The 25,912-nt window shown below is 71.3% G+C and carries 24 protein-coding genes; 8 read left to right on the forward strand and 16 right to left on the reverse strand.

The genetic code is table 11. The annotated features are described in order from the left end of the window. Nucleotides 1–25: 25 nt before the first annotated feature. Nucleotides 26–655: a TetR/AcrR family transcriptional regulator gene (locus H9I49_RS09775; RefSeq protein WP_188030152.1), complete on the forward strand. Its 630-nt coding sequence runs from the start codon at nt 26–28 to the stop codon at nt 653–655. 34 nt (nt 656–689) lie between these two features. Here the strand turns inward: H9I49_RS09775 and H9I49_RS09780 are convergent, their stop codons facing one another. From H9I49_RS09780 to H9I49_RS09790, 3 genes are all read right to left on the reverse strand, one after another. Further along, nucleotides 690–986 carry a MoaD/ThiS family protein gene (locus tag H9I49_RS09780; protein WP_188030153.1) on the reverse strand — a complete coding sequence of 99 codons (297 nt, stop codon included), beginning with the start codon at nt 984–986 and terminating at the stop codon, nt 690–692. A gap of 17 nt (nt 987–1,003) precedes the next feature. Next, nucleotides 1,004–2,086, reverse strand: coding sequence for an exo-alpha-sialidase (locus H9I49_RS09785; protein ID WP_188030154.1), 1,083 nt, complete (start codon nt 2,084–2,086; stop codon nt 1,004–1,006). Nucleotides 2,087–2,175: 89 nt separating this feature from the next. Continuing rightward, nucleotides 2,176–3,117: a 2-hydroxyacid dehydrogenase gene (locus tag H9I49_RS09790; protein ID WP_188030155.1), complete on the reverse strand. Its 942-nt coding sequence runs from the start codon at nt 3,115–3,117 to the stop codon at nt 2,176–2,178. 80 nt (nt 3,118–3,197) lie between these two features. On the opposite strand from H9I49_RS09790, the gene H9I49_RS09795 reads away from it, so the two are divergent. From H9I49_RS09795 to H9I49_RS09805, 3 genes are all read left to right on the forward strand, one after another. After that, nucleotides 3,198–3,857 carry an MOSC domain-containing protein gene (locus H9I49_RS09795; protein WP_188030156.1) on the forward strand — a complete coding sequence of 220 codons (660 nt, stop codon included), beginning with the start codon at nt 3,198–3,200 and terminating at the stop codon, nt 3,855–3,857. Between the two features lie 40 nt (nt 3,858–3,897). After that, nucleotides 3,898–5,082, forward strand: a complete 1,185-nt coding sequence (locus H9I49_RS09800; protein WP_188030157.1) for a sorbosone dehydrogenase family protein — start codon at nt 3,898–3,900, stop codon at nt 5,080–5,082. Between the two features lie 118 nt (nt 5,083–5,200). Beyond that, nucleotides 5,201–5,893 (forward strand): DUF937 domain-containing protein, encoded by a 693-nt coding sequence (locus H9I49_RS09805; RefSeq protein ID WP_188030158.1) that lies wholly within the window; start codon nt 5,201–5,203, stop codon nt 5,891–5,893. Nucleotides 5,894–5,987: 94 nt separating this feature from the next. On the opposite strand, the gene gatB is transcribed toward H9I49_RS09805, so the two are convergent. The 3 genes from gatB to gatC all read right to left on the reverse strand — a co-directional run bounded on the left by gatB (nt 5,988) and on the right by gatC (nt 9,478). Continuing rightward, nucleotides 5,988–7,535, reverse strand: coding sequence for an Asp-tRNA(Asn)/Glu-tRNA(Gln) amidotransferase subunit GatB (gatB, locus tag H9I49_RS09810; RefSeq protein ID WP_188030159.1), 1,548 nt, complete (start codon nt 7,533–7,535; stop codon nt 5,988–5,990). A 1-nt stretch (nt 7,536) separates the two neighbouring features. Further along, on the reverse strand, nt 7,537–9,066 hold the full coding sequence (gene gatA, locus H9I49_RS09815; RefSeq protein ID WP_188030451.1) for an Asp-tRNA(Asn)/Glu-tRNA(Gln) amidotransferase subunit GatA: 1,530 nt from the start codon (nt 9,064–9,066) through the stop codon (nt 7,537–7,539). 115 nt (nt 9,067–9,181) lie between these two features. Continuing rightward, on the reverse strand, nt 9,182–9,478 hold the full coding sequence (gene gatC, locus H9I49_RS09820) for an Asp-tRNA(Asn)/Glu-tRNA(Gln) amidotransferase subunit GatC (RefSeq protein WP_188030160.1): 297 nt from the start codon (nt 9,476–9,478) through the stop codon (nt 9,182–9,184). Nucleotides 9,479–9,636: 158 nt separating this feature from the next. Here gatC and H9I49_RS23435 point away from each other — a divergent pair, with 158 nt between their 5' ends. Next, nucleotides 9,637–10,173 (forward strand): hypothetical protein, encoded by a 537-nt coding sequence (locus H9I49_RS23435; RefSeq protein WP_223128476.1) that lies wholly within the window; start codon nt 9,637–9,639, stop codon nt 10,171–10,173. A gap of 30 nt (nt 10,174–10,203) precedes the next feature. On the opposite strand, the gene H9I49_RS09830 is transcribed toward H9I49_RS23435, so the two are convergent. The 6 genes from H9I49_RS09830 to ligA form a co-directional block, all read right to left on the reverse strand. Beyond that, nucleotides 10,204–11,223, reverse strand: a complete 1,020-nt coding sequence (locus tag H9I49_RS09830) for a branched-chain amino acid ABC transporter permease (protein ID WP_188030161.1) — start codon at nt 11,221–11,223, stop codon at nt 10,204–10,206. Continuing rightward, nucleotides 11,220–12,089, reverse strand: coding sequence for a branched-chain amino acid ABC transporter permease (locus H9I49_RS09835; protein WP_188030162.1), 870 nt, complete (start codon nt 12,087–12,089; stop codon nt 11,220–11,222). Before H9I49_RS09835 ends, H9I49_RS09830 begins: the two co-directional genes overlap by 4 nt. Next, a complete protein-coding gene (locus tag H9I49_RS09840) occupies nt 12,089–13,333 on the reverse strand; it encodes an ABC transporter substrate-binding protein (RefSeq protein ID WP_188030163.1) in 1,245 nt (414 codons plus the stop codon). Before H9I49_RS09840 ends, H9I49_RS09835 begins: the two co-directional genes overlap by 1 nt. Before the next feature lie 144 nt (nt 13,334–13,477). Beyond that, nucleotides 13,478–14,257 carry an ABC transporter ATP-binding protein gene (locus H9I49_RS09845; RefSeq protein WP_223128477.1) on the reverse strand — a complete coding sequence of 260 codons (780 nt, stop codon included), beginning with the start codon at nt 14,255–14,257 and terminating at the stop codon, nt 13,478–13,480. Continuing rightward, nucleotides 14,250–15,014: an ABC transporter ATP-binding protein gene (locus tag H9I49_RS09850; RefSeq protein WP_370587510.1), complete on the reverse strand. Its 765-nt coding sequence runs from the start codon at nt 15,012–15,014 to the stop codon at nt 14,250–14,252. The genes H9I49_RS09845 and H9I49_RS09850 overlap by 8 nt, the downstream gene beginning before the upstream one ends. A 312-nt stretch (nt 15,015–15,326) precedes the next feature. Next, nucleotides 15,327–17,513 (reverse strand): NAD-dependent DNA ligase LigA, encoded by a 2,187-nt coding sequence (gene ligA, locus H9I49_RS09855; RefSeq protein ID WP_188030164.1) that lies wholly within the window; start codon nt 17,511–17,513, stop codon nt 15,327–15,329. A 128-nt stretch (nt 17,514–17,641) separates the two neighbouring features. Between ligA and H9I49_RS09860 the strand changes: the two genes are divergently transcribed. Both H9I49_RS09860 and H9I49_RS09865 read left to right on the forward strand, forming a co-directional pair. Then, entirely contained in the window at nt 17,642–19,153 is a 1,512-nt protein-coding gene (locus H9I49_RS09860) for a long-chain fatty acid--CoA ligase (protein WP_188030165.1), read from the forward strand. A gap of 275 nt (nt 19,154–19,428) precedes the next feature. After that, nucleotides 19,429–20,658 carry an Ig-like domain-containing protein gene (locus H9I49_RS09865; protein WP_370587511.1) on the forward strand — a complete coding sequence of 410 codons (1,230 nt, stop codon included), beginning with the start codon at nt 19,429–19,431 and terminating at the stop codon, nt 20,656–20,658. Nucleotides 20,659–20,720: 62 nt separating this feature from the next. Here H9I49_RS09865 and H9I49_RS09870 read toward each other — a convergent pair whose 3' ends face one another. Both H9I49_RS09870 and H9I49_RS09875 read right to left on the reverse strand, forming a co-directional pair. Then, nucleotides 20,721–21,701, reverse strand: a complete 981-nt coding sequence (locus H9I49_RS09870; RefSeq protein ID WP_188030166.1) for a methionine synthase — start codon at nt 21,699–21,701, stop codon at nt 20,721–20,723. Between the two features lie 145 nt (nt 21,702–21,846). Further along, on the reverse strand, nt 21,847–22,500 hold the full coding sequence (locus H9I49_RS09875) for a hypothetical protein (protein WP_188030167.1): 654 nt from the start codon (nt 22,498–22,500) through the stop codon (nt 21,847–21,849). Nucleotides 22,501–22,594: 94 nt separating this feature from the next. Here H9I49_RS09875 and H9I49_RS09880 point away from each other — a divergent pair, with 94 nt between their 5' ends. Next, the gene (locus H9I49_RS09880; protein ID WP_370587512.1) at nt 22,595–23,482 is read left to right on the forward strand and encodes a GNAT family N-acetyltransferase; all 888 of its coding nucleotides are present in this window, start codon (nt 22,595–22,597) and stop codon (nt 23,480–23,482) included. Between the two features lie 82 nt (nt 23,483–23,564). Here H9I49_RS09880 and mnmA read toward each other — a convergent pair whose 3' ends face one another. Both mnmA and H9I49_RS09890 read right to left on the reverse strand, forming a co-directional pair. Continuing rightward, nucleotides 23,565–24,671, reverse strand: coding sequence for a tRNA 2-thiouridine(34) synthase MnmA (gene mnmA, locus H9I49_RS09885; RefSeq protein ID WP_188030168.1), 1,107 nt, complete (start codon nt 24,669–24,671; stop codon nt 23,565–23,567). After that, nucleotides 24,668–25,858 carry a cysteine desulfurase family protein gene (locus H9I49_RS09890; RefSeq protein ID WP_188030169.1) on the reverse strand — a complete coding sequence of 397 codons (1,191 nt, stop codon included), beginning with the start codon at nt 25,856–25,858 and terminating at the stop codon, nt 24,668–24,670. Before H9I49_RS09890 ends, mnmA begins: the two co-directional genes overlap by 4 nt. Between the last annotated feature and the right edge of the window lie 54 nt (nt 25,859–25,912).

Here is a 25,912-nt window from a genome sequence, read left to right on the forward strand (position 1 = left end):
CAATTCGAGGGCGTATCCTGTGCGTATGCCGTCCGTCACGTCGCCGAGGTCAGCCCCGTCCCGCATCACCGCCCGCCGCCAGGCCACCCGCGACCGGGTGCTCGACGCCGCGAGCGACGTCTTCGCCGAGCGCGGGTTCCACGGGGCGACCGTCGAGGACATCTGCGAGCGGGCCGGCTTCACACGCGGCGCGTTCTACTCGAACTTCGCCTCGAAGGACGACCTCGTGCTCGAGCTGTCCCGACGGCACTCCGAGGCGCTCGTCGACCGGATCCGAAGGGCGAGCAAGCGTGAGAGCGGCAGCGCCGAGGAGGTGCTCCGTGACGTCTTCGCGGCACTCGCCGACGAGACCCGCAGCAAGGAGCAGTGGCTCGTCCTCACGACCGAGTTCACCCTCCACGCCATCCGCGACGCGGGCGCCCGCCGCGCGTGGGCCGCCCAGCAGCGGCGCGTGCGTGACGAGCTGGTCGCCGTTGTCGACGAGGCCGTCGCGCGGCAGGGGCTCACGCTGCCGATGCCGACCGAGCTGTTCGTGCGCGCGGCCATCTCGCTCGCCCAGGGCACGATGACGCAGCGCCTGGTCGAGCCCAGGTCGCTCGCGGTGGGCGAGCTCGAGCGGACCGTCCTGCCGATCCTCCTCGGCGTCGACACCTGACCGTCCGCCGCGTGGGCGCGGCGGTCTCGGCGGGTCAGCCGCCGGAGACGGCGTTGATGATGTGGACCCTGGCTCCTGCCGGCACCGGCGCCCCGATGCCCTCACCGCGCGTCGCGTCCTCGCCGTTGACGAAGACCTTGACATGGCGCCGGATCTGGCCCCGCTCGTCGCGCACCTTGCCCTCGAGGATGCGGTGCTCCGCGAACGCGCGGTCGAGCAGCTCGGCCACGGTCTGGCTCTCGGTCGGCGACTCCACCTCGATCTCCGCCACACCGCCGACGAGGTCGCGCAGCATGCCCGGCAGGATGATGCGGACTGGAGCGGACGGCATACGAAACCCCTTGGGACTCAGGCGAGCTGGGCTGCGCGTACGGCGAGCACGTCGGGCAGCTGGGTGGCGATGCGCTGGAACGACTCGCCCTCGTCGGCCGAGGCGAACACGTCGCCGTTGCGCGTGCCGAGGTACACGCCGACCGGGTCCGCCGAGTCGAGTGAAGCGGCGTCGCGCAGCACGCACGTGTAGCTGTGGTCGGGCAGACCGGTGGCCTGTTGGCGCCACGTCGAGCCCGCATCGTCGGACCGCTGCACCTGCAGCTGCGCGTCCGGCGGTATGCGCTCGCCCCCGTCCACGACGGGGACGACCCACACGACGCCGGGCCTGCGCGGGTGCGCCAGGATCGTGAAGCCGAAGTCCGTGGGCAGCCCGTCCGCGATGGAGTCCCACGTCGCGCCGTTGTCGTGCGAGCGGTAGACCCCGTTGTGGTTCTGCGCGAAGAGCTCGCCCTCCCCCTGCCCACGTGCCACCTTGTGCACGCACTGGCCGAACTCGGGGTACTCGTTCTCCGGATTGAAACCTGCGCGGATGCCCGGGTTGCTCGGCGCCCAGCTGTCGCCGCCGTCGCCGGAGCGGTAGACGCCACCGGTGCTCATCGCGACGAGCACCGACTCGGGGTGGCCTGGCTCCGGCAGGATCGTGTGCACCGCTCCCCCGCCGAAGCCTGGCTCCCACGTGGGTCGGTGCGGGTGGTCCCACAGACCGCGCACGAGCTCGTAGTGCTCGCCGCGGTCTGTGCTCTTGAACAGGGCGTGCGGCTCGACGCCCGCCCACACGACCTCGGAGTCGTTGGGGTCAGGGGTGAGCTGCCAGACGCGTTCGAGCGCGGTGTCGGTGTCGGACGGGAAGGCGATGGCGCGCTCGGCACTCTCGGTCCACGTGCGTCCGCCGTCGGTCGACGCCTGGACGGTCGGGCCCCAGTGCCACGACTTGACCCCGGCGAGGAGGGTCGAGCGTCCCTCGCGGGTGTCGACGGCGACGGAGGCGACCTCACTCATGAGGAAGTGCGGTCCCTCGAGGGTCCAGTCCTGCCGGTCGGTGCTGCGGGCGATCCAGAGCCCCTTGCGCGTGCCGATGGCGACGATGGTCTCGGTCATGTTGACAGTGTCCACTAGGTCCGAGAACACGACAAGGGCTCGAGACGCGAACCCGTGCCCAACCTCGCCTGCCGCGCCGGGAACGCCCCTCAGCCGGTCGGGTTCACGACGTTGTCGACCGGTTCACCGGCCAGCATCGCCTCCACCTGCCGGCGCACGAGGGCCTTGGCCCTCGGCCGCATCGCCCGGGTCGCGCCCCCGATGTGCGGAGTCACGAGCACGCCCGACGTCGTCCAGAGCGGGTGGTCCCGGGGCAGCGGTTCGGGGTCGGTGACGTCGAGCGCGGCGCGCAGCCGCCCGGACGCGCACTCCGCGACGAGGGCATCTGTGTCGACGACCGGCCCGCGCGCGACGTTCACGAGCAGCGCCCCGTCCTTCATCCGGCCGAGGGCCGCTGCGTCGAAGAGGCCTCGGGTCGCGTCGGTGAGGGGCACGATGACGACGACGACGTCGTGCTCGGGCAGCAGGTCGGGCAGCTCGTCGATGCCATGGACGTGCGGCACGAGCCCGTCGCCCGCGCGCGCACGAGAGGCGACCGCGCTGAGCGTGACCTCGAAGGGCGCGAAACGCCGCGCGACCGCTCGGCCGATCTGGCCGTAGCCGACGACGAGCACGCGGCTGTCCGCCAGGGATGGACGCAGCACGAGCGGCTCCCACGTCGACCGCGCCTGGGCCGCGACGAACCACGGGATCTCGCGGATCGAGGCGAGCGTCAGCGTCAGCGCCAGCTCGGCGGTCGACGCGTCGTGCACACCCGCCGCATTGCACAGCCTCACCCCGTCAGGGACGTCGGGCAGGAACTCCTCGTAGCCCGCGCTCTGGAGCTGGACGACCTCGAGTGCCTCGAGCCCGCGCACGACGTCGGCCAGCCGCAGGCGCGTCATGTACGGCAGGACGGCAAGCCGGATCTCGGCGCCCCGCTCGTGTGGCTGCTCCATGTCCCAGACCACGACGTCGACGCCGTCGAGGTCGTCGAGTGCCTCGGCGTACTCGGGCTCGGGCACGGACACGACGAGCGGGGTGGCAGCCATGCGGCCACGCTAGATGACGCGGGCGAGGGCGCCGACGGGCAGTCCACGCGGACAGGGCCCGCGTGGCTAGGCTCGCACACGTGACCACCCCGCACGTCCTGAGCCTCAGCTCCGGTCTGCGCACGCCACCTCCCGGCGGCGGCCGACCGACGGCCATCGACAAGAAGGCCGTCGACTCCTTCACTGTGCGCGACCCCGGACCGAAGCACGGCGGCCTCGGCAGCGGCGTCGTCGGCGACGAGATCGGCAACCCCAAGCACCACGGTGGTGAGCTGCAGGCGGTGTACGCCTATGCACGCGAGGACCACGAGTATTGGGAGCGGCAGATCGGGCGACCCATCGCCCCAGGCGGATTCGGCGAGAACATCACCACGCTCGGCGTCGACACGACGCATGCGCGTGTCGGCGAGCTGTGGCACGTCGGCGACGTCGTGCTTCGCGTCGAGGTGCCGCGCATCCCGTGCGCGACGTTCGCCGCGCACATGGGTGAACCGCGATGGGTGTGGCGGTTCACGGAGGCCGGCCGGACCGGCGCCTACCTGTCGGTCGTGTCCCCCGGCACCGTGCGGACCGGGGCGGACATCGTGATCGAACGACCCGACCACGACGTCGACCTGCTCGTGCTCTTCCGGGCCCTCACCGGCGACCTCGCCGCGGCGCACCGGGTCGTCGAGGCGGGCGTCGGCCACCCGGACGTGCGGGCCGGGCTCGTCGAGAACCTCGAACGGCGCGGCGCCTAGAGCAAACCGCTCGCCGAGGACGTGTGGGACACAATGAGGTATGCCGCATCCTTCCCGATCGATCGGCCGTGCCCTCGCCGTGGTTGCCGCCGTCGCCCTCGTGACGGCCTCGTGCTCGACGGGTGAGCCGACGGGCTCGTCCACGAGCCGGAGCGCCAGCGAGACGAGCCCGGCGGCGTCGACGACGACGACCGGCTCCAGCTCGACGACGACAGCGACGACCCCTGCCACGACGACGAGCGCTCCCGCACGCCAGCCCGCGGGCCCGGTCACGTTGCTCAGCGGGATCGACATCGCATGGTCCGTCGCGGTGCTGCCCGACGGCAGCTCGCTCGTCAGCGAACGCAACACCGGCGACGTCTACCACGTGCCGCGACCGGGTTCGGGCGGTAAGGCCGGCGTCGCCGGGCGGCTGCCGATCACGCGCACGGAGGGCGAGGGCGGCCTGCTCGGGCTCGCCGTTGCGGACGACTTCAGGGCCGACCCCGTCTTCTACGCGTACTACTCCACGGAGAGCGACAACCGCATCGCGGCCGTGCCCTGGCGCGACGGCAGGATCGGCGAGCCCGACGTCATCTTCACCGGCATCCCGCGAGGGCGGAACCACAACGGCGGCCGCATCGCCTTCGGACCCGACGGCTACCTCTACGTCGGCACGGGAGAAGCGGGCGACACGGCGCTGTCGCAGAACCTCGGCTCGCTCGGCGGCAAGATCCTGCGCATCACCCGGGACGGCGAACCGGCACCTGGCAACCCGTTCGGCGGCTCCCCGATCTGGTCCTACGGTCACCGCAACGTCCAAGGCCTCGCGTGGGACAGCCGGAAGCGCATGTGGGCCAGCGAGTTCGGGCAGAACACGTTCGACGAGCTCAATCTCATAGAGCCGGGCAAGAACTACGGCTGGCCCGAGGTCGAGGGCCGCGGCGGCGACCCCGACTTCGTCGACCCGGTCGCGCAGTGGCCGACGTCCGAGATGTCGCCCAGCGGCATCGCGGTCGGGCCGGACGGCGCGGTCTACATGGCGGCGCTGCGTGGAGAGTCCGTGTGGCGGGTGCCGGTCAACGCCGACGGCACCGTGGGGCAGCCGACACGGCTCCTGCAGGGCACCTACGGCCGCGTCCGCGACATCGCGTTCGTGTCGGGCCGGGCCTGGATCACGACGAGCAACAACGACGGCGCCGACCGGCTCATCTCGTTGCCGCTCGCCGACGTCGGGGCACGCTGACCGGTCTGTCAGCCCGATGTCGGCGGGGGGAACGCAGGCCTCCCGTGGCCGCTGCCCCCGTGACTAGCCTGTCGAACAGGGGTCGGCAGCGGCGCCGCCCCGTGACGAGGAGGGCACCATGGCTTCGTACGACGAGATCCTGGACCAGGTACCGATCGACGAGCTGGCGCGCCAGCTCGGCGTCGAGCGTGACGAGGTGCGGCAGGCGGCCGAGACCGCCGTGCCAGCCCTGCTCGGCGGCCTCCACGCCAACGCCTCCGACCCGGCCGGTGCGGACTCCCTGCTCGCCGCGCTGTCCGACCACCAGGGCACCATCGGCGGCCTCGACGACGTCGACGAGCAGGACGGCCGGGCCATCGTCGGCAACATCTTCGGCGACAACACCGACCAGGTCGTCAACCAGCTCGGCGGGGTGGGCGGCTCCTCCGGTGGCCTCGTCCGGAAGCTGCTCCCGATCCTCGCCCCGATCGTCCTGTCGTGGCTCGCCAACCGGATGGGCCAAGGTGGCCTCGGCGGCATGCTCGGCGGTGCCGACGACCAGAGCGGCTCGGGCGACTCGAGCGGCTCGTCCGGCTCGTCCGGGTCCTCGGGCGCGACCGATGGCGGTGCGCTGTTCCCCGGCGGGGCGGGGGCCGGGACCGGTCCGGTGCAGGCGCCCGGCAGTGCGACCTCCACCGGCACCGCCTCGAGCGGCTCGAACCCCCTGCAGGACATCCTCGGCCAGGTCCTCGGCGGCGGAGGCTCGTCCTCAGGCGCCGGCGACATCCTCGGCGGGCTGCTCGGCGGCCTCCTAGGAGGCGGCAAGCGCTAGCACCGAGGTGGAAAGCGCCCACTCGACTCACAGGGGTCGAGTGGGCACTTTCACCCCAAATCGTCGAGTGGGCCCTTTCACCCACACCCAGGGCCTACTGGAGCTTGGCGAGGATGAGCTCGCGGGCCTTGCCGGCATCGGCCTGGCCCTTCATCTCCTTCATGACCTGCCCGATGAGCGCGCCGGCGGCCTGCACCTTGCCGTCGCGGATCTTTGCGGCGACGTCGGGGTTGGTCTCGATGACCTTGTCGACGGCGGCCTCGAGGGCGCCGTCGTCCTTGACCAGCTCGAGCCCGCGCGCGTCGGCGACCGCGGTCGGCGTGCCCTCCCCGGCGAGCACGCCGTCGAGCACCTGCCGCGCCATCGAGTCGTTGAGCCGACCCGACGTGACGAGTGCGTCGAGCTCTGCGACGTGCGCGGGGGTGAAGCCCAGCGCGGCTGCATACGTGACGATGTCCTGGCCCTCGGCGTTCGCGCGGCGCGACGGCTCACCGAGCCACCACTTCTTCGCCGCGCCCGCACTCGCGCCCGCGGCGACGGTCTCCTCGATGAGCTCGACCGCTCCTGCGTTCATCACGTCGCGCATCTCGAGGTCGCTGTACCCCCAGTCGGACTGGAGCCGCTTGCGGCGCTGTCCGGGAGGCTCGGGCAGGGTGGCACGCAGCGCCTCGACCATCTCGCGGGTCGGCGCGACGGGCACGAGGTCGGGCTCCGGGAAGTAGCGGTAGTCCTCGGCATCGGACTTCACGCGGCCCGACGTCGTGATGCCGGTGTCCTCGTGCCAGTGCCGGGTCTCCTGCAGGACCGAGCCGCCGGCGTCGAGGATCGCCGCGTGGCGGGAGATCTCGTAACGCACGGCGCGCTCGACCGAGCGCAGCGAGTTGACGTTCTTCGTCTCGGTGCGCGTGCCCAAGGGGACGGCGAGCTGCTCGCTGCTCAGCGGGTCGCCGACCTTCGGGCGGAGCGACACGTTGGCGTCGCAGCGCATCGAGCCCTGCTCCATCTTCACGTCGCTGACGTCGAGGGCCCGCAGCAGGTCACGCAGGGCGGAGACGTACGCCTTGGCGACCTCGGGTGCGCGCTCCCCCGCCCCGACCATCGGCTTCGTGACGATCTCGATGAGCGGGATGCCGGCGCGGTTGTAGTCGACGAGGGAGTGGTCGGCGCCGTGGATGCGGCCGGTGGCACCGCCGATGTGCAGCGACTTGCCGGTGTCCTCCTCCATGTGGGCGCGCTCGATCTCGACCCGGTAGATGCTGCCGTCCTCGAGCTCCACGTCGAGGTACCCGCCGTAGGCGATGGGCTCGTCGTACTGCGAGGTCTGGAAGTTCTTCGGCATGTCCGGGTAGAAGTAGTTCTTCCGGGCGAAGCGACACCACTCGGCGATCTCGCAGTTGAGGGCGAGGCCGATGCGCATGGCCGACTCGACTGCTTTCTCGTTGACGACGGGCAGGGCGCCCGGCAGGCCGAGGCAGACCGGGCAGACCTGCGAGTTCGGCTCGGCGCCGAACCCGGTGGGGCAGCCGCAGAACATCTTCGTGGCCGTGTGCAGCTCGACGTGGACCTCGAGGCCCATGACGGGGTCGAACTTCGCCATGGCCTCGTCGTAGTCCATGACGGCGTCAGTCGCGACAGCGGTCATGTCAGGCTCCCTTCGCAGCAGCGACGCCACCCAGCTCGGGTGCGCGGTCGAGGATCGGACCGCCCCAGCGGTCGACGAGTGCGGCCTCGAGGGCGGCGCCCACCGAGTAGAGGCGCTCGTCCTTCGTGGCCGGCGCGAGGATCTGGATGCCGGCGGGCAGACCGTCCTCGTCGGCGAGGCCCGACGGGATCGACATGCCGGGCACCCCCGCGAGGTTGGCGGGGATCGTCGCGATGTCGTTGAGGTACATGGCCATCGGGTCCTCGAGCTTGTCGCCGAGCTTGAACGCCGTCGTCGGCGCGGTCGGGCTGACGAGCACGTCGACCTGCTCGTACGCGTTGGCGAAGTCCTGCGCGATGAGCGCGCGGACCTTCTGGGCCGAGCCGTAGTACGCGTCGTAGTAGCCGGAGCTGAGGGCGTACGTGCCGAGGATGATCCGGCGCTTGACCTCGGGACCGAAGCCCGCGTCGCGCGTGGCTGCCATGACCTGCTCGGCGCTCGGGTCGTCGACGCCGTCGGGCAGCACGCGAAGGCCGTAGCGCATCGCGTCGAACTTCGCGAGGTTGCTCGAGGCCTCGCTCGGCAGGATGAGGTAGTACGCGGCGAGGGCGTAGTCGAAGTTGGGGCAGCTGACCTCGACGACCTCGGCCCCGAGCTCCTCGAGAAGGGCCACGGACTCGTCGAAACGGGCGCGCACGCCTGGCTGGTAGCCCTTGCCGCCGAGCTCCTTGACGACGCCGACGCGCATGCCGCGCACATCGGCGGCCCGCGCAGCCTCGACGACCGGGGGCACCGGAGCGTCGATCGAGGTGGAGTCCATCGGGTCGTGGCCGCCCATGACGGCGTGCAGCAGCGCCGTGTCGAGGACCGTGCGGCCACACGGGCCGGCCTGGTCGAGCGAGCTCGCGAGGGCGACGAGACCGTAGCGCGAGACGCCGCCGTAGGTCGGCTTCGTGCCGACCGTCGCCGTCACCGCCGCGGGCTGGCGGATCGAGCCACCCGTGTCGGTCCCGGTCGCGAGCGGGGCCTGGAACGAGGCGAGCACCGAGCTCGAGCCACCGCCCGAACCGCCGGGGATGCGCTCGAGGTCCCACGGGTTGCGGGATGGGCCGTACGCGGAGTGCTCGGTCGAGGAACCCATCGCGAACTCGTCCATGTTCGTCTTGCCGATGATCGGCAGGCCCGCCTCACGCAGCTTCGTGACGACGGTCGCGTCGTAGGGCGGGATCCACCCTTCGAGGATCTTGCTGCCGCACGTCGTGGGCAGGCCCTTCGTCGTCATGACGTCCTTGACGGCGATGGGCACGCCGGCGAGGGCGCTGAGGCTCTCACCGGCGCCGCGGCGCTCGTCGATCGCGCGCGCCTGGGCGAGGGCGCCCTCCGCGTCGACGTGGAGGTACGCGTGCACCTGGCCGTCGACGGCGGCGATGCGGTCGAGGTGCGCCTGGGTCACCTCGACGGACGAGACCGCCTTGGTCGCGAGCGCGTCGGCCAGGGCGGCGGCGGTGGCCCGGGTCAGGTCGGTTGGCAGGTCGGTCACGTCGTTGCCTTCGGGTTCGGTTCTGCTGCAAGAGGTTCGTGATGCCCGTGAGGGCGGCGTATGCCGGGTGCTCGGCCCGACGGCATTCGCAGGCTGCGGTGGTGGCTCAGTCCTCGTCGAGGATGCGCGGCACGGAGAAGCGCTGCATCTCGGCCTCCGGGGCGCCGGCGAGCGCGGCCTCGGCGCCGAGGCTCGGACGCACCACGTCGGGGCGGGTCACGTTGGTCAGCGGCATCGGGTGCGACATCGGGGCCACGCCGTCGGTCGGGGCCTGCTGGACCTTGGCCACGGACTCGAGGATGACCGACAGCTCACCCACCATGCGGTCGAGCTCGGCGTCGGAGAGCTCGATGCGGGCGAGGCCGGCCAGATGGGCTACGTCTTCGCGGGACAGGGAGGACATGCGGGCCAGTCTATGGGGCCGACGGAACCGAACCGACCACGTGCCCGGGTGGCCGATGCGGTCGAACTCGGGCGGGTCGGGGCGTGTCCCGGGACGGGGTTCGCTCGTTGGGCACGGCAGAGCAATGGACCGGTCCGGGACAGCCAAGGAGACCCTCGATGACGAGCCCCGCCAGCACGACGAAGACCACGCCCACCGACGGTGCCGCCTCCGCGGAGCAGCCGACCGGAGGACAGCCCACCATCGCTGAGCCCGGCGGCACCCCCGCGAGTGAGCCCCCGGACAGGCCGGCGAGCCAGCCGACGGACCGCGCCGCCGCCAAAGCCGAGAAGGGCCGGCCTTCACCCGACCTGCGCGCCGGCGCGCGTCGGGCCGCGTCCCTCACGCGCACCGGCGTGGCCCGAGTGCGGACCGTGCTCGGTGAGCTGGTGTGGCTCGCCTGCCTGCTCGCAGCGACGGCGCTGCTGCTCGGTGCGGTGCTCGTCGTTCTCGAGGCGAACACCAGCAACGCGCTCGTCGAGGCGGTCCTGCGCGCGGCGGACTGGGCCGACCTCGGGGTCTTCAGCCGCGATGCCGGGGTCAAGCAGTTCACCGGCGAGGGCGCCGTCGTCAGGAACGCGGTCGTCAACTGGGGTCTCGGTGCGCTCGCCTGGCTCGTCGCCGGCCGCATCGCCCGACGCATTCTCACTCCCTGATGTCGTCCGCTTCCTCGACCCGCCCGGGGGTCAGTCGCGCGTCCTGCGACGTCGGTCGAGCACGTAGCGGCGCAGGACGTTGCGGCCGGTACCCCAGATGCCGTGGCGGAAGAGCAGGACGATGAGCACGAAGATCGTCCCGGTGATGAGGCCGATGCCCTCGAAGCCCGAGCTCGCGAGGTAGTCCTCCAGCGACACCACCACGCCCGCGCCGGCGAGGCCGCCCCACAGGGTGCCGATGCCGCCGAGCACCGTGACGAGCACGACCTTGCCCGACGTCGTCCACATCAGCTCCTGGAGCGAGGCGAACTGGTGGCTGATCGCGAAGACGCCACCCGCCAGGCCCGCGAGTCCGGCCGAGATGACGAACGCCTTGATCTTGTACCTCTCGACGTCGTAGCCCAGGGCGCGGGCGCGAGCCGGGTTGTCGCGCACGGCCGTCAGGACGCGCCCGAAAGGCGAGTTGACGACCCGCCAGGCCAGGAGCACGCCGAGCAGGATCAGCGCGGCGCCGACGTAGTAGAAGTAGAAGGAGTCCGTCTCGACGGGCTCGATGGCGAAGAAGCTCTTCGGGATGCCCTGCAGGCCGTTCTCGCCACCGGTCAGCGCACGGGCCTGGTTGGCGATGAAGTACAGCATCTGCGCGAACGCGAGGGTGACCATCGCGAAGTAGATACCGGTGCGCCGCACCGACAGGTAGCCGATCGGCCACGCGATGACCATCGAGAAGACGGCGCCACCCAGGACCGCGACGGGGAACGGCACGCCCCAGTGGGTCGCGATGAGGCCGGTGCAGTACGCCGAGCCGCCCCAGAACGCGGCGTGCCCGAAGCTGAGCAGGCCGGTGAAGCCGAGGAGCAGGTCGACGCTGATGGCGAAGAGCCCCCAGCAGAGGATGTCCATGGCGACCGGCGGGTAGATCCAGTACGGCAGCAGCACGGCGACCGCGAGACCGCCGAGCAGCATGACGTAGCGCAGCGGGCCCCGCCGCGACAGGACCGAGGGCTGGGCCAGGTCGACGTCGACCTTTCCGGTCATCTGCTCGCTCATGCGATCTCCTCCCGTCCGAAGAGCCCCGAGGGCCGGACGAGGACGACGAGCGCCATCAGCACGAAGATGACGATCTGGGCGTACGTGGGGGCGTAGGCGATGCCGTAGGCCTCGACGAGCCCCACGAGGAAGCCTGCGACCACCGCCCCGAGGATGCTGCCGAGGCCGCCGATGACGACGACCGCGAACAGGACGATGATGAAGTTGCTGCCCATCTCGGCCGTGATGGCGCGCGTCGGCGCGGCGAGGACGCCGGCAAGGCCCGCGAGCGCGATGCCGAAGCCGAACACCGGCGTCACCCAGCGCCCGACGTTGATGCCCAGGGCCCGGGTGCGCTCGGGCGCCTCGGTCGCCGCGCGCACGATCATCCCGATGCGCGTCCTCGTCAGGGCCAGGCCCACGCCGACGCAGACGACGACCGAGAACACGCAGGCGAAGATCGCGTACACCGACAGGTTGACGCTGCCGATCGTCACCTGGCCGCCGAGCCCCGCGGGGATCTCGTACGGCAGGCCCGAGACGCCGTACCGCTGCTTGACGGCCTCGACGAGGATCAGGGTCAGGCCGAACGTGAGCAGGAAGTTGTAGAGCGGGTCGAGGGCCAGGAGCCAGCGCACGAGCAGCCGCTCCATGAGCACGCCGAAGCCGTACATGAGGATCGGCACGACGAGCAGCGCGACCCAGAACCCGACGTGCAGCTCGGCGAGGAGCACGGCGGAGATGACGGCACCGAGCATGTAGCAGGCGCCGTGGGAGAAGTTGACGACGCCGAGGACGCCGAAGATGACGGCCAGGCCCAGCGCCGACAGGGCGTAGAAGCCTCCGGCGGCGAGCCCCTGGAGCGTGTACTGGATGAACTCGCTCATCAGCTCATCGAGCAGGCGGGGTTTGCCTCGCCGTACGCCTCGGCGGCGGGGATGGTCTTGACGATCTGCTCGTAGTCCCACTCCTCGGGTGCGGAGCTCTTGACCTTGGCGAGGTAGACGTCGTGGGTCACGGCGTGGTCGGCCTTGCGGATCTCGCCGTTGCGCAGGAACACGTCGTTGATCTTCTTGCCCTCGAGCGTGCCGACGACCTTGTCGGCGTCGTCGGTGCCGGCCGTCTGGACGGCCTCGAGGTAGTTCATCGCGGCCGAGTAGTTGGCGGCGTGGGCGAAGGACGGTCGCGTGTTCGTCTTCTGCTTGAAGCGGTCGGCCCACTTCTTGTTCTGCTCGTCGAAGTTCCAGTACCACGCGTCGGTGAACTGCGTGCCGGCGAACTGGTCGACGCCCAGCGAGTGGATGTCGGTGATGAACATCAGGCCGACGGCGAGCTGGACCTTGCCCTTGAGCGGGCTCTGGTTGAACTGCTTGACGAAGTTGATGAGGTCGCCGCCGGCGTGCATCGAGCCGACGACCTTCGGGTTGCCCTCGCCGGCCTTCGTGATGAAGGTCGCGAAGTTGTCGCTCGGGAACGGCGAGGCGATCGACTCGCCGACGGAGCCGCCGGCACCGGTGACCTCCTTGGTGAAGGACTTGTTCATGTCCTGCCCGAACGCGTAGTCGGGGTAGACGATGTTCCAGGAGGTGCCGCCCTCCTTCGTGATCGTGCCCGCCGTGCCACGGGCGAGGACGGCGGTGTTGTACGCCCAGTGGAAGGTGTACCTGTTGCAGCTCGCGCCCGTCAGCGCCGTCGTGCCGGCGCCGATGTTGATGTACAGCTTCTTCTTGTTCTTCGCCTGGGTCGCGACGGCGAGCGCGGCGGCGGAGTTCGGCACGTCGAGGATGATGTCGGCCTTCTGCCGGTCGTACATCTCCTGCGCCTTGGAGTTGGCGATGTCGGCCTTGTTCTGGTGGTCGGCCGTGACCACCTCGATGGTGTTGGCGACGGCCTTGTCGCCGTACTTGGCCTTGTAGTCCTCGATGGCCAGCTCGATGGCCGTCTTCGAGTTGGGCCCGGAGAGGTCCTTGTAGACGCCGGACTGGTCGTTGAGCAGGCCGATGACGACCTTGTCGTCGGTGAGCTTGCTCGAGCCGCCGGACTGCGGACCGCCGGCGCCGCCGCACGCGGCGAGCGCGAGTGAGGCGGTCGCGGCGATCGCGACGGAGCCCTGGACTGTCCTGCTTCGCATGTCCCCTCCTGGGGTTGTGACGGGGTGTGACGGGGTGTGACGGGTGTGACGGGTGTGACGGGTGTGACGGGTGTGACGAGAGGGCGGGCGCGCCGCCGTGGTGGCGTGGGATGCCGGTGGGCCGCGGGCCGGCGGTGGCGGGCGCTACATCCCGAGGTAGGTGAGCAGCTCGCCCTCGCGAGCCGTGAAGTCGTCGTTGCCGAGGTGCTCGACGACCTGGCCCTGTGCGAGCAGGTAGTGCCGGTCGGCCACCGTCGAGGCGAACTTCACGTTCTGCTCGACGAGGAGCACCCCGACCCCCTGCCCCTTGATCTCGCGGATGATCTCGCCGATGCGCTGGACGATGACGGGCGCGAGACCCTCGCTCGGTTCGTCGAGCAGCAGCAGGCGCGAGCCCATCCGCAGGACGCGGGCCATGGCGAGCATCTGCTGCTCACCGCCCGACAGCTTCGTGCCGGGGAAGTCGCGGCGTTCGTGGAGGACCGGGAAGAACTCGTAGACCCGCTCGATGGGCCACGCGTCGGGGTGCACCACCGGTGGCAGCAGGAGGTTCTCGGCGACGGTGAGGCTCGCGTAGATTCCGCGGTCGTCGGGCACCCAGCCGATGCCGGCGCGGGCCCGGGCGTCGGCGGACCTCCTGCCGAGGTCGGCGCCGTCGAGGCTGATCGTTCCCTGCATCTGCGGGTGCAGGCCCATGACGGAGCGCAGCAGCGTCGTCTTGCCTGCGCCGTTGCGGCCGACGAGCGTGACGACCTCGCCCGGGGCGACGTCGATACTGACGTCCGACAGGACGCGCGCCTCGCCGTACCAGGCGGACAGGCCGGTCACCTCGAGCATCCGCGAACGGCGCTCTGCCGCAGGCGCGCTCGCCGTCGCGGTCCTCGCGCCGGCGCTGCTCGCGGTGCTGGTCGTGTCGTCAGTCATGGGTGGCTCCCAGGTATGCCGTGATGACCCGATCGTCGGCGCGCACCTGCTCGTAGGGCCCCTCCGCGAGCACCTGCCCCGACTGGAGCACCGTGACCCGGTCGGCGAGGGAGCCGACGACGTGCATGTTGTGGTCGACGAGGACGACCGTGCGTCCGACGGCGAGCTGCTTGACGAGCGCGATGGTGCGGTCGACGTCCTCGATGCCCATGCCCGCGGTGGGCTCGTCGAGGAGCAGCAGCTTGGGGTCGAGTGCCATGGCGATGGCCAGCTCGAGCGCGCGCTTCTGGCCGTACGCGAGCGATGATGCGGGCGCTCCGGCGCGGTCCGCGAGCCCGACCTGCTCGAGCAGGTCCATCGCGCGGTTCCGGAACACCGCCAGGCGCGTGACCGAGCGCCACCACTGCTTCCCCATGCCGGTCGGGCTCGCGAGTGCGAGCTCGAGGTGCTCGGCCAGGCTCATGGCCTCGAAGAGGCTGGTGATCTGGAAGGAGCGGGCGATGCCGAGCGGGGCGATCTGCTCGGGCGCGCGGCCGGTGATGTCCTGACCGTCGAAGAGGACGGTGCCCGAGGTCGGTGACAGGAAGCCGGTGAGGAGGTTGAAGAGCGTGGTCTTGCCGGCTCCGTTGGGCCCGACGAGGGCATGGACCGTGCCGCGGGCCACGGACAGGTCGACGTCCCAGACCGCCCGGAAACCGCGGAACTCCTTGGTCAGGGCTCTGGTCTCGAGCAACGGGGTACCCGTCAAGACCTGCACCTCCTCGTGCGTCGCGCTGAGTCAGCGGTTCGCCGACCTGGCGGCCGGCGATGGTTGCCTTGCTGGTTCCGGCGGAACCGGAAACTTCGGGCAAGCCTAGGAGGGCGGCACGGCGAAAGGACGGTGGGGACCCACACACCTGTCGTGGTTCTGTGGGGTGGGCACACATGAGGGCGTAGAAGCACCCGGCCGCGGAGGGAACGAGCACGGAACGGGGTCAGGACGGAGACGGAACGGGGTCAGGACGGGGACGGAACGGGGTCGGAACGGGGACGGAACGGGGTCAGGACAGAGTCTTTGGGATCGGTCGGCTCAGTCCGGGGAGCCCGATTCGAGAAGTCGGCGGAAGCCGTCCTCGTCGAGGACCGTCAGCCCGAGCTCCTCCGCCTTCGCCGCCTTGGACCCGGCGTTCGCGCCGACGACGACGAAGTCGGTGCTCTTCGAGACCGACCCGGAGGCCTTGCCGCCGCGGCTGATGATCGCCTCCTTCGTCTCGTCGCGCGAGAAGCCCTCGAGCGAGCCCGTGACGACCACGGTCTTGCCCTCGAGCGTGCGCGGCACCGACTCGTCGACGTCGTCGACCATCCGCACCCCGGCCGCCGCCCAGCGCTCGACGATCTCGACGTGCCAGTCGACCTTGAACCACTCGATGACGGCGTCGGCGATGACGCCCCCGACGCCCTCCACATGGGCGAGCTCCTCGCGACTCGCGGCGCGGATCGCGTCCATCGAGCCGAAGTGGCTCGCGAGCGCGCGGGCTGCCGTGGGGCCGACGTGACGGATCGAGAGGGCCACGAGCACTCGCCAGAGCGGCTGCGACTTGGCCTTGTCGAGCTCGGCGAACAGCACCTCGGTGTTGGCTCGCGGCTTCGACGGGGTCTTCTCCGTGGGCTTGGTGAAGAAGTAGAGCTCCTGCTGCCACGGACCCGGCACGCCCTTGACCTTGCGCCGCCGCCACACCCGCACGTCACGCAGGTCGTCGGGCGTCAGGTCGAACAGCCCCGCCTCGCCGGGCAGCACCGGGGCCGCGGGCGGCTCTGTGGCGTCGTCGGGCCGGTCGAGCTCCGGGTCGGTGAGCGCGATCGCCGCCTCCCAGCCGAGGGCCTCGATGTCGAGGGCGCCGCGTGAGGCGAGGGCGAAGACGCGCTCACGCAGCTGGCTGGGGCAGGTGCGTGCGTTCGGGCAGCGGATGTCCTTGTCGCCCTCCTTCTCCGGCGCGAGAGGCGTACCGCAGGCCGGGCACTCCGTCGGCATGACGAACGCCCGCTCGGTGCCGTCACGCAGGTCGACGACGGGACCCACGATCTCGGGGATGACGTCGCCGGCCTTGCGCAGCACGACGGTGTCGCCGATGAGCACGCCCTTTCGCTCCACCTCGTAGGGGTTGTGCAGCGTGGCCTGCTCGACGGTGGAGCCGGCGACGACCACCGGCTCCATGACGCCGTAGGGGGTGACGCGGCCGGTGCGGCCCACGTTGACCCGGATGTCGAGGAGCTTGGTGTTGACCTCCTCGGGCGGGTACTTGAACGCGATCGCCCACCGGGGCGCGCGCGACGTCGAGCCGAGCTGGCGTTGGAGCGGCACCTCGTCGACCTTGATGACGATGCCGTCGATGTCGTGGAGGCGGTCGTGCCGGTGCTCGCCGTGGTGGGTGACGAACGCCTCGACGGCCGCGACGTCGTCGAGCACGCGGAACTCGTCGGACGTGGGAAGGCCCCAGGCGCGCAGGGCCGCATACGCGCCGCTCTGCCGTTCGACCTCGAAGCCGCGGCGGGCGCCGAGGCCGTGCACGAGCATCTGCAGCCGCCGCGAGGCGGTGACCTTCGGGTCCTTCTGCCGAAGCGAGCCGGCGGCCGCGTTGCGGGGGTTGGCGAACGGCGCCTTGCCGGCCTCGACGAGGCTCGCGTTGAGGTCGGCGAAGGCCGCCGTCGGGAAGAAGACCTCGCCGCGGATCTCGACGAGGTCGGGCACGCCGTCGCCGGTCAGTCGCTCGGGGATGCCGCGGATGGTGCGGACGTTGTTGGTGACGTCCTCGCCCGTGCGGCCGTCGCCCCGGGTGAGGGCGCGGACCAGCCGGCCGCCCTCGTAGAGCAGGTTGATCGCGAGCCCGTCGATCTTCAGCTCGCAGAGGTAGTGCGCACCCGCACCGACCTCGCGCTCCACGCGGTCCGCCCAGGCGCGCAGCTCCTCGAAGGAGAACGCGTTGTCAAGGCTCAGCATGCGCTCGAGGTGGTCGACGGTCGCGAAGCCGGTCGCGAATGCGGCGCCACCGACGTTCTGGGTCGGGCTCTCGGACGTGCGCAGCGACGGGTACTGCTCCTCGAGCGCGTTGAGACGACGGATGAGCTGGTCGTACTCGCCGTCGCTGATCGTCGGGGCGTCCTTGACGTGGTAGGCGAACTGGGCCGCGCCGGCCTGCTCGGCGAGGTCGGCCCACTCCTGGTGGGCGTTGCTCGGGACGTCGTCGGTGACCGGCGTGGGGCTGCTGCTCTCGCTCACGCGCTCATCCTGCCAGCCACCCCCGACCGCGACGGATCAATGACGCTCGTCACGTCGCGGCGGGTCTGTTCACCGGCCGGACCAGCGGTGACAATGGGCGCGAGCCCGCCCGCTGCAAAGGAGCAGAGATGACCAACCTCGCCGGCAACCTCGTCGCGACGGCAGCCCGCGTCCCCGACAAGGTCGGCATCAAGCTGGACCAGCTCGAGGTGACGTGGTCGGCGCTGCACCGCGCCGCGGCCGCGGTGGCCGGGCAGCTGCGGGCGGCCGGGCTCGAGCCCGGTGACCGCGTCTCGCTCATCCTGCCCAACGTGCCCGCCTACCCCATCGCCTTCTACGGCACGCTGCTCGCGGGCGGGGTCGTCGTCCCGATGAACCCGCTGTTGAAGTCCGGCGAGATCCAGTACTTCTTCGAGGACAGCGGCGCCCGCTTCAGCTTCGTGTGGCCCGACTTCGCCGACGAGGCCGGCAAGGCGGCCGCCGAGACCGGCACGCGCCTGGTGGTGTGCGGTCCGATGGGCCCGGCCGACGGCCAGTTCGACGCCTCCGAGACCGGCGGCGCCCCGGTCACCGAGCCGGTCGAGCGCGCCGACGACGACACCGCGGTGATCCTCTACACGAGCGGCACGACGGGCAAGCCCAAGGGCGCCGAGCTGACCCACTTCAACCTGCACCGCAACGCCGAGCGCTCCGCCGCGGACATCATGCAGATCACCGAGGACGACGTGATCATGGGCTGCCTGCCCCTCTTCCACGTCTTCGGCCTGACCTGCGGGCTCAACACGTCCGTGCAGCAGGGCTGCACCCTGACGCTCATCCCCCGCTTCGACCCCGCCAAGGCGATCGAGGTGCTCGGCCGCGACCGCGTGACGATCTTCCAGGGCGTCCCGACGATGTACGCCGCGATCCTCAACCACCCCGACGCCGACCGAGCCGACACGACCAGCCTGCGCACGTGCGCCTCGGGCGGCTCGGCCATGCCGGCACAGGTGATGAAGGCGTTCGAGGAGAGGTTCGGCTGCCAGATCCTCGAGGGCTACGGCCTGTCCGAGACCTCGCCCGTCGCCTCGTTCAACATGCCGGACAAGCCGACGAAGCCCGGCACCATCGGCCGTGCCATCCCCGGCTGCGAGATGAAGCTCGTCGACATCGAGGGCAACGAGACCCCCGCCGGTGAGATCGGTGAGATCGCGATCCGCGGCGAGAACATCATGAAGGGCTACTGGAACCGCCCCGAGGCGACCCAGGAGGCCATCCCGGACGGCTGGTTCCGCTCCGGCGACCTCGCGACCGTCGACGACGATGGCTACTACACGATCGTGGACCGCAAGAAGGACATGATCATCCGCGGTGGCCTCAACGTGTACCCGAGGGAGGTCGAGGAGGTGCTCTACACGCACCCCGACGTCCTCGAGGCGGCCGTCGTCGGGGTCCCCGACGAGCTCATGGGCGAGGAGGTCGGCGCCGCCGTCGTCTTCCGTCCCGGCTCGACCGCGACCCTCGAGGACGTCCAGACCTTCGTCAAGGAGCGGCTGGCCGCCTACAAGTACCCCCGCCGCCTGTGGACGCTCGACGAGCTCCCGAAGGGCCCGACCGGCAAGATCCTGCGCCGTGAGGTGCGCCCGAAGGACGCCTCCTGACCCCCTGCTGAGCACGTCGCGGACGAGCAGGCGGCCAGCACCGCGAACCGCCGGCGTATGCCGTCCGCGCACGTCCCGGGGACCTGCGCAGACGGCATTCCCCGGGGTCGTCGGGCACCCCGTCGTACGCGGCGACACGCTGACGGTTTGGACTCGCCGTCCGTTTTGGAGTATCGACCCCCTTTCGGCGACACTTGTGCGGGGTCACTATCGACGCGCCGCACCCCGACCCGCCCTGGGCCGCCCGGCGTCGCGTCTGCGAAGGGTATTCACGCGTGAAGTTGAGCATCCGTTCCGCCGCAGTCTCGGGGATGGCCGTCCTGGCCATGCTCGGCGCCACGGCCTGCAACGCCACGGCCACGGCCGACAACGGCGCGCAGACCGCCTCGTCCGCCGGACCCGGCGAGACCACGACGCAGGCTCCCACGCCGACGACCGATCCGGTCGTCTTCACGACCACGCCCGACGACGACGCCGACGACGTCGCGGTCGACACCCGCGTCAAGGCCTCCGCCGAGAAGGGCACGCTCACCAAGGCCTCGCTCTCCTACAAGAGCAAGAGGGGCAACAGGATCAAGGTCGACGGCACGCTCAAGGGCGGCACGTGGACCGCGGGTGACCTGCTCGAGCCGGGGGTCAAGTACACCCTCGCCATGGAGGCGACCGACTCCGACGGCAAGACGGTCGAGTCGACGAAGACCTTCCGCACGGCCGACCTCACGCTCGACGACCAGGTCTACGTCGCGGTGTCGCCGCGCGACGGCGGCACGGTCGGCATCGGCATGCCCGTCGTCATCCGCTTCGACCTGCCCGTCGTCGACAAGGCGAGCTTCGAGAAGCACATGAAGGTCACCTCGACGCCCGCCCAGGCCGGCTCGTGGTACTGGCTGTCGTCACGCGAGGCGCACTGGCGCCCCAAGACGTACTGGAAGGCCGGCACGAAGGTGCACGTCGAGGCCGATCTCAACGGCGTCCCGGCCGGAGGCGGCCGCTGGGGCGAGCAGTCCCGCACGTCGGACTTTACGATCGGGCGCGCGCTCATCGCCAAGGTCAACCTCAAGACGCACCAGATGGACGTCTTCATCAACGGCACATGGACCAAGCGCATCCCGGTCACCGGCGGCCAGCCCGGGTTCATCACGCGCTCCGGCGTCAAGGTGATCATGGACAAGCAGACCAACATCACGATGCGTGCCGAGACGATCGGCCTCAAGAAGGGCGACGACGGGTACTACGAGGACACCCCGGTCAAGTACGCCATGCGCGTGACGAACTCCGGCGAGTTCCTCCACACCGCCCCGTGGTCGGTCAAGGACCAGGGCTACCGCAACGTGAGCCACGGGTGCACGGGCATGAGCGACGCCAACGGCAAGTGGCTCTACGAGCAGACGCGCATCGGTGACGTCGTCGAGACCACCGGCACGAACCGCCCGATGACGATGGGCAACGGCTACGCAGACTGGAACCTCGGCTGGGCGACGTGGAAGGCGGGCTCCGCGCTCTGACGCGGTCCGCACACGACGAGAGGCCGGTCACCCTCCACGGGTGACCGGCCTTCTGCGTCGGCTCAGTCTGCGCTGCGCTCGTCGAGCTCGCGGGCCGTGTCGACGGCGGTGCGGTGGATCGTCCGGGCCAGCTCGGGGGATGCTCCCGCGAGTCCGCACGCCGGTGTGACGACGACGTCGGCGAGCGCGGCGAACGGCATCCCGATCCGGCGCCAGGCGTCGACGAGCCGGCCGGCGACGTCCTGCGGCCGCGTGAGGGAACCATCCGTCGGCACCGCTCCCGCATGCAGCCGTATGCCGTCCTCGACCGCCACGGCCAGGCCCTCCCACCCGCGCGGGCGCAGCACGGACGTGTCGACCGACAGGGCCGACGGTCCGGCCGCGCGCAGGAGCGGCAAGGGCGGGTCCGCGGCGCAGCAGTGAAGCACGGTCTCGCCGTCGTGGGCGGCGAGGACGGTCCTGAGCCCGGCCGCCGCCACCTGCGGGTCGAGGCTCGGCAGCCGGCCGAAGCCGGACGAGGTCGGCAGCCGCCCCGCCAGGACCGTCGGCAGCGACGGCTCGTCGACCTGCAGCACGATCTCGGCGCCGGGGACGAGCCGGCGCACCGAGGCGACGTGCACGCGTATGCCTTCAGCGAGCGACTCGACGAGGTCACGGCGCGCGCCCGCGTCGACCACGACGCGCTCCCCGCGGGAGAGCCACACGTTCGCGCTGAGGGTCCAGGGGCCGACGACCTGCACCTTGACCCTTCCGGCGTACCCGTCGAAGGCCTCGGCGAGCTCGTCGAGGTCCTCCCGCATGAACGCACCGGTGCGGTTGGCGTCGAGGCCGGGTCGGTCGACGAGCCGCCAACCGATGGGCTGGAGGTCGACGGGCATCTCGACGAGCAGACCCGCCGTGCGCCCGATCATGTCGGCGCCCGGGCCTCGTGCCGGCAGCTCCGGCAGGTAGGGCAGGTGGCCGTCGAGCAGCTCGCGGACCTGGGCGAGCGCCTCGCGGATGGAGGTGCCGGGCCAGGAGCCGATGCCGGTCGCGAGAGTCACCGGCCCAGCCTAGGCGGGTGCCGGACGGCCGGAGGCCCCGAGTCGCCACGGGACGCACCGTAGGCAGAGGTACGGCGAGCGGAGGCTCGTCAGCGCGCCGGCCCCCGATCGCACCGCACCAGCCCGTTGGAGACCCCGGCTGGTGTCACGGCTGGGAGTGAGAAAGCAGCCCGCCGACGGTGACGCGCTCACCCACTTGGAAGTACAGCGGCAGGTCGGGCCCCACGGCCGCGACGATCCGCGCCCGCACCACGGCCACATCGGCTCCGCTCTGGGCACGGATCTCGTCCGCGGTGCTGTCGAGGGGCGTGATCCGCACCTGCAGCCCACCGGTGCGAGGGTCCGGGCCGTACCCTCCGATCATCGGGGAGTCCTCGGGAAGCCGCCGGATGGTGTCCATGGCGGCGAGCTGGTCGGCCAGCGAGTGTGGCACCTCCGTGATGCGGACGAGAGCCGGATGCGCTCGTGCCAGCTCGACCGCCTTCGCCCTCGTCGGGCCGTCGGCGGGTGACAGGTAGATCCCGACGCTCGACACGTCGCTGCAGAACGCCACCCCACTCGACTCGTCGGGATGCTCGTTGGCGACCTGCTGCAGTTCTTCTCCGAGCGGCGAGACCTGCGCGGAGATCGTGCCGCCCTGCCACCGCGGGTAGCCGTTCACGTCCACGTGCAGGCACTCACCGGGCACGCTCGTCGAGTCTGCGCCGGGCGTCCGGTCAGGGCTGCCGCACGCCCCCGTCGCTACCACCGCGATCCCCGTCACCATCGCGACCAGCGCCGTCCTCGTCCCCTGTCCCATCGCCACAGTCTGCCGAGGGATCACCCGGGCCCGGGCCGGAATCAGGTGCATCGACCGGTCACGACTCGGACACGCGGCGGCTAGCGTGTCGCGGGTGACACGGAGAGACTTCGCCGGACCCGATGACCTGCGCGCGATGCAGGACCTCGCCTCGCGCCTGTGGTCACCCACGAGCAGGTTCCACCCGGGGCAGCTCGCGTGGAGCCGGTACTACCGCCCGGTCGGCCCGGCGGCCCTCGACGACGGCGAGGCCATCGCGATCTGGTCCGACGGCGACGAGACCGTCGGCTTCGGGTGGGCCGAGGTCCCCGACTGGCTCGAGCTGCAGGTCGATCCTGCACGTCCCGACGTCGCCGCAGAGCTCGTGGACTGGTTCGAGGAGGTGAGCGACGCGGAGACCCAGTCAGCCCTCGTCATGGACGGCGACGTCACCGAACACGCCCTTGCTGCAGCCGGATTCGAGCCGGACCGGGAGGCGCCGTGGTTCACCCACCACACGATCGACGTCGCCGACCTGCCGGCGGTCCCCGACGTCGAGGGCTACCGCTTCCGCCCCGTCGAACGCCACGAGGCCCGTGAGCGCGCGGCTGTCCACGCCGCGTCGTGGTCGGCCTTCGGCCCGTCGAAGGTCGACGAGCAGGCCTACCGGCAGCTCATGGACGCGTGGCCCTACCGGCACGACCTCGACTGGGTGGCGGTCGACGCCGAGGGCGCAATGGTGGCGTCCGTGCTCGTGTGGCTGGACGAGTCGCACGGGGCCGGTCTCGTCGAGCCCGTCGGCTGCGTGCCGGAGCACCGGGGGCATGGCCTTGCCGGTGCCGTGACCCTCGCGGCCCTGCGCCACCTGGCCACGCTCGGTGCGACCGTGGCGCAGGTGAGCCCTCGCGGCGACGACGGTTATCCGGCACCGCAGCGTCTCTACCGGTCGCTGGGGTTCCGGCCCCGGGCCCGCACCGTCACCTGGACCAGGTCCCTCACCTGACCCCGCCCAGCGCGCGTCGAGGTGATCCTCGCGACGAGGCGCGACGGCATACCTCGACCGCCACGTGCCAGGCGCCGAGGGCTCAGGCGACGGAGGTGCGTTCGAGGCGGGCCGCCGCGATCGTGGCGGAGCCGACGACCCGCGTGCCGTCGTAGAGCACGACGGACTGCCCGGGGGCCACGCCACGGATGCGGCCCTCGAGCCGCACCTCGACCCGGTCGCCCTCGGCCCAGGCCGAGGCGGCGTACTCCTCGCCGTGCGCGCGCACCTGTGCGCCGACGCGCACGACACCCTCGGGCGGGGGCCCGCACCAGCGGGCGTGGTCGCCCGTGATGGCGTTGACGCCGAGGAGGTCGGCCGCGCCGACGACGACCTGGTTGCTCTCGGGCCGCACCTCGACGACGTAGCGCGGCTGCCCGTCGGCCCCGGGTCGCGAGAGGCCGAGCCCACGTCGCTGACCCACGGTGTACGCGAAGGCGCCCTCGTGGTGTCCGACGACCTCGCCGCTCGTGTCGACGATCTCGCCGGGGGCCACGCCCAGCTCGCGGGTCAGCCAGCCACGGGTGTCACCGTCGGCGATGAAGCAGATGTCGTGGCTGTCGGGCTTCTTCGCGACGTAGAAGCCGCGCTCGGCGGCCTCCTCGCGGATGTGCGGCTTGGTCGTGTCGCCGAGCGGGAAGAAGGACCGCGCGAGCTGGTCGGCGTCGAGCACGCCCAGGACGTAGCTCTGGTCCTTGGCGGAGTCGACGGCGCGGTGCAGCTCGCGGCGCACTCCCCCTCGCCCGTCGGAGGTCTCGACGACCTGCGCGTAGTGCCCGGTCGCGACGGCGTCGAAGCCCAGGGCGAGAGCCTTGTCGAGCAGGGCCGCGAACTTGATCTTCTCGTTGCAGCGCAGGCACGGGTTGGGCGTGCGTCCGGCGGCGTACTCGGCGCGGAAGTCGTCGACGACGTCGCGCTTGAACCGGGCGGCCATGTCCCACACGTAGAACGGGATGCCCAGCACGTCGGCGACCCGGCGGGCGTCGCCGGCGTCCTCGATGGTGCAGCAACCGCGGGCCGACTCACGCAGCGTCGCTGCGCTCTGGCTCAGCGCGAGGTGGACGCCGACGACCTCGTGGCCCGCGTCGAGCATACGGGCCGCGGCGACCGCTGAGTCGACGCCGCCGCTCATCGCTGCGACGACCCTCACGACGCGGTCGCCTCCCGTGCGCGCCGCGCCCGCTCGATGGCCGCGGGCAGCGCCTCGATGAAGGTGTCGACGTCGGCCTGCGTCGACGTGTGTCCCAAGGTCAGTCGGAGCGCGCCGCGCGCGTCACCCTCGGGTACGCCCATGGCGAGCAGGACGTGGCTCGGCTGCGGCACGCCGGCCTGGCATGCCGACCCCGTCGAGCACGAGACCCCGGCCGCGTCGAGGAGGTAGAGCAAGGAGTCGCCGTCGCAACCCGGCACGAGCAGGTGGGCGTTGCCCGGGAGGCGACTCTCACCGTCACCGCGCCGCCACCTGCCGCTCGGACGGATGTCGGGCGAGATCGCCATGGCACGCTCGATGAGGTCGTCACGCAGCCCCACGAGGCGCGCAGACTCCTGCTCGACCGCCGCGGTCGCCTCGACGAGGGCCACGGCGAACCCGACGATCGCCGGGGTGTCGAGCGTGCCCGAGCGCACCTGGCGCTCCTGACCTCCGCCGTGGCTCAACGGGACGAGCCTGGCGTCGCGGCGCACCACGAGTGCGCCGACGCCGATGGGTCCACCGAGCTTGTGAGCCGTGACGGACATGAGGTCCGCGCCGCTCGCGGCGAAGTCGACCGGCAGGTGGCCGGCCGCCTGCACGGCATCCGTGTGGAAGGGGACTCCGAACTCGTGCGCGACCTCGGCGATGGCCCGGACGTCCTGCACGGCGCCGACCTCGTTGTTGGCCCACATGACCGAGACGAGGGCGACCGACGCCGGGTCGGCCTCGATGGCGGCACGCACGGTCGCCGGCTCGACGACCCCCTCGGGCGTGCACTCGAGCCACGTCACCTTGGCACCCTCGTGGGCGACGAGGAAGTCGACGCAGTCGAGGACGGCGTGGTGCTCGGTCACGCCGACGAGCAGGCGCACGCGCGCGGGGTCACGGTCGCGGCGGGCCCAGTAGGTCCCCTTGATCGCGAGGTTGTCGGACTCGGTGCCGCCAGAGGTGAAGACGACCTCCGAGGGTCGGGCGCCGAGGCAGCGGGCGATCTTCTCGCGGGACTCCTCGACCGCCCGACGGGCCGCGCGGCCGGTGCGGTGCAGCGACGACGCGTTGCCGACGACCGCGAGCTGCTCCGTCATCGCCGCGAGCGCGGCAGGGAGCATCGGCGTCGTCGCCGCATGGTCGAGATACGCAGTCACCCACCGATTCTAGGGCGCGTCGACAGGGGCGCCCGACCGTCCGCGCCTGCGGTC

The organism is Terrabacter sp. MAHUQ-38 (genome assembly GCF_014518425.1).
Lineage (GTDB): Bacteria > Actinomycetota > Actinomycetes > Actinomycetales > Dermatophilaceae > Terrabacter.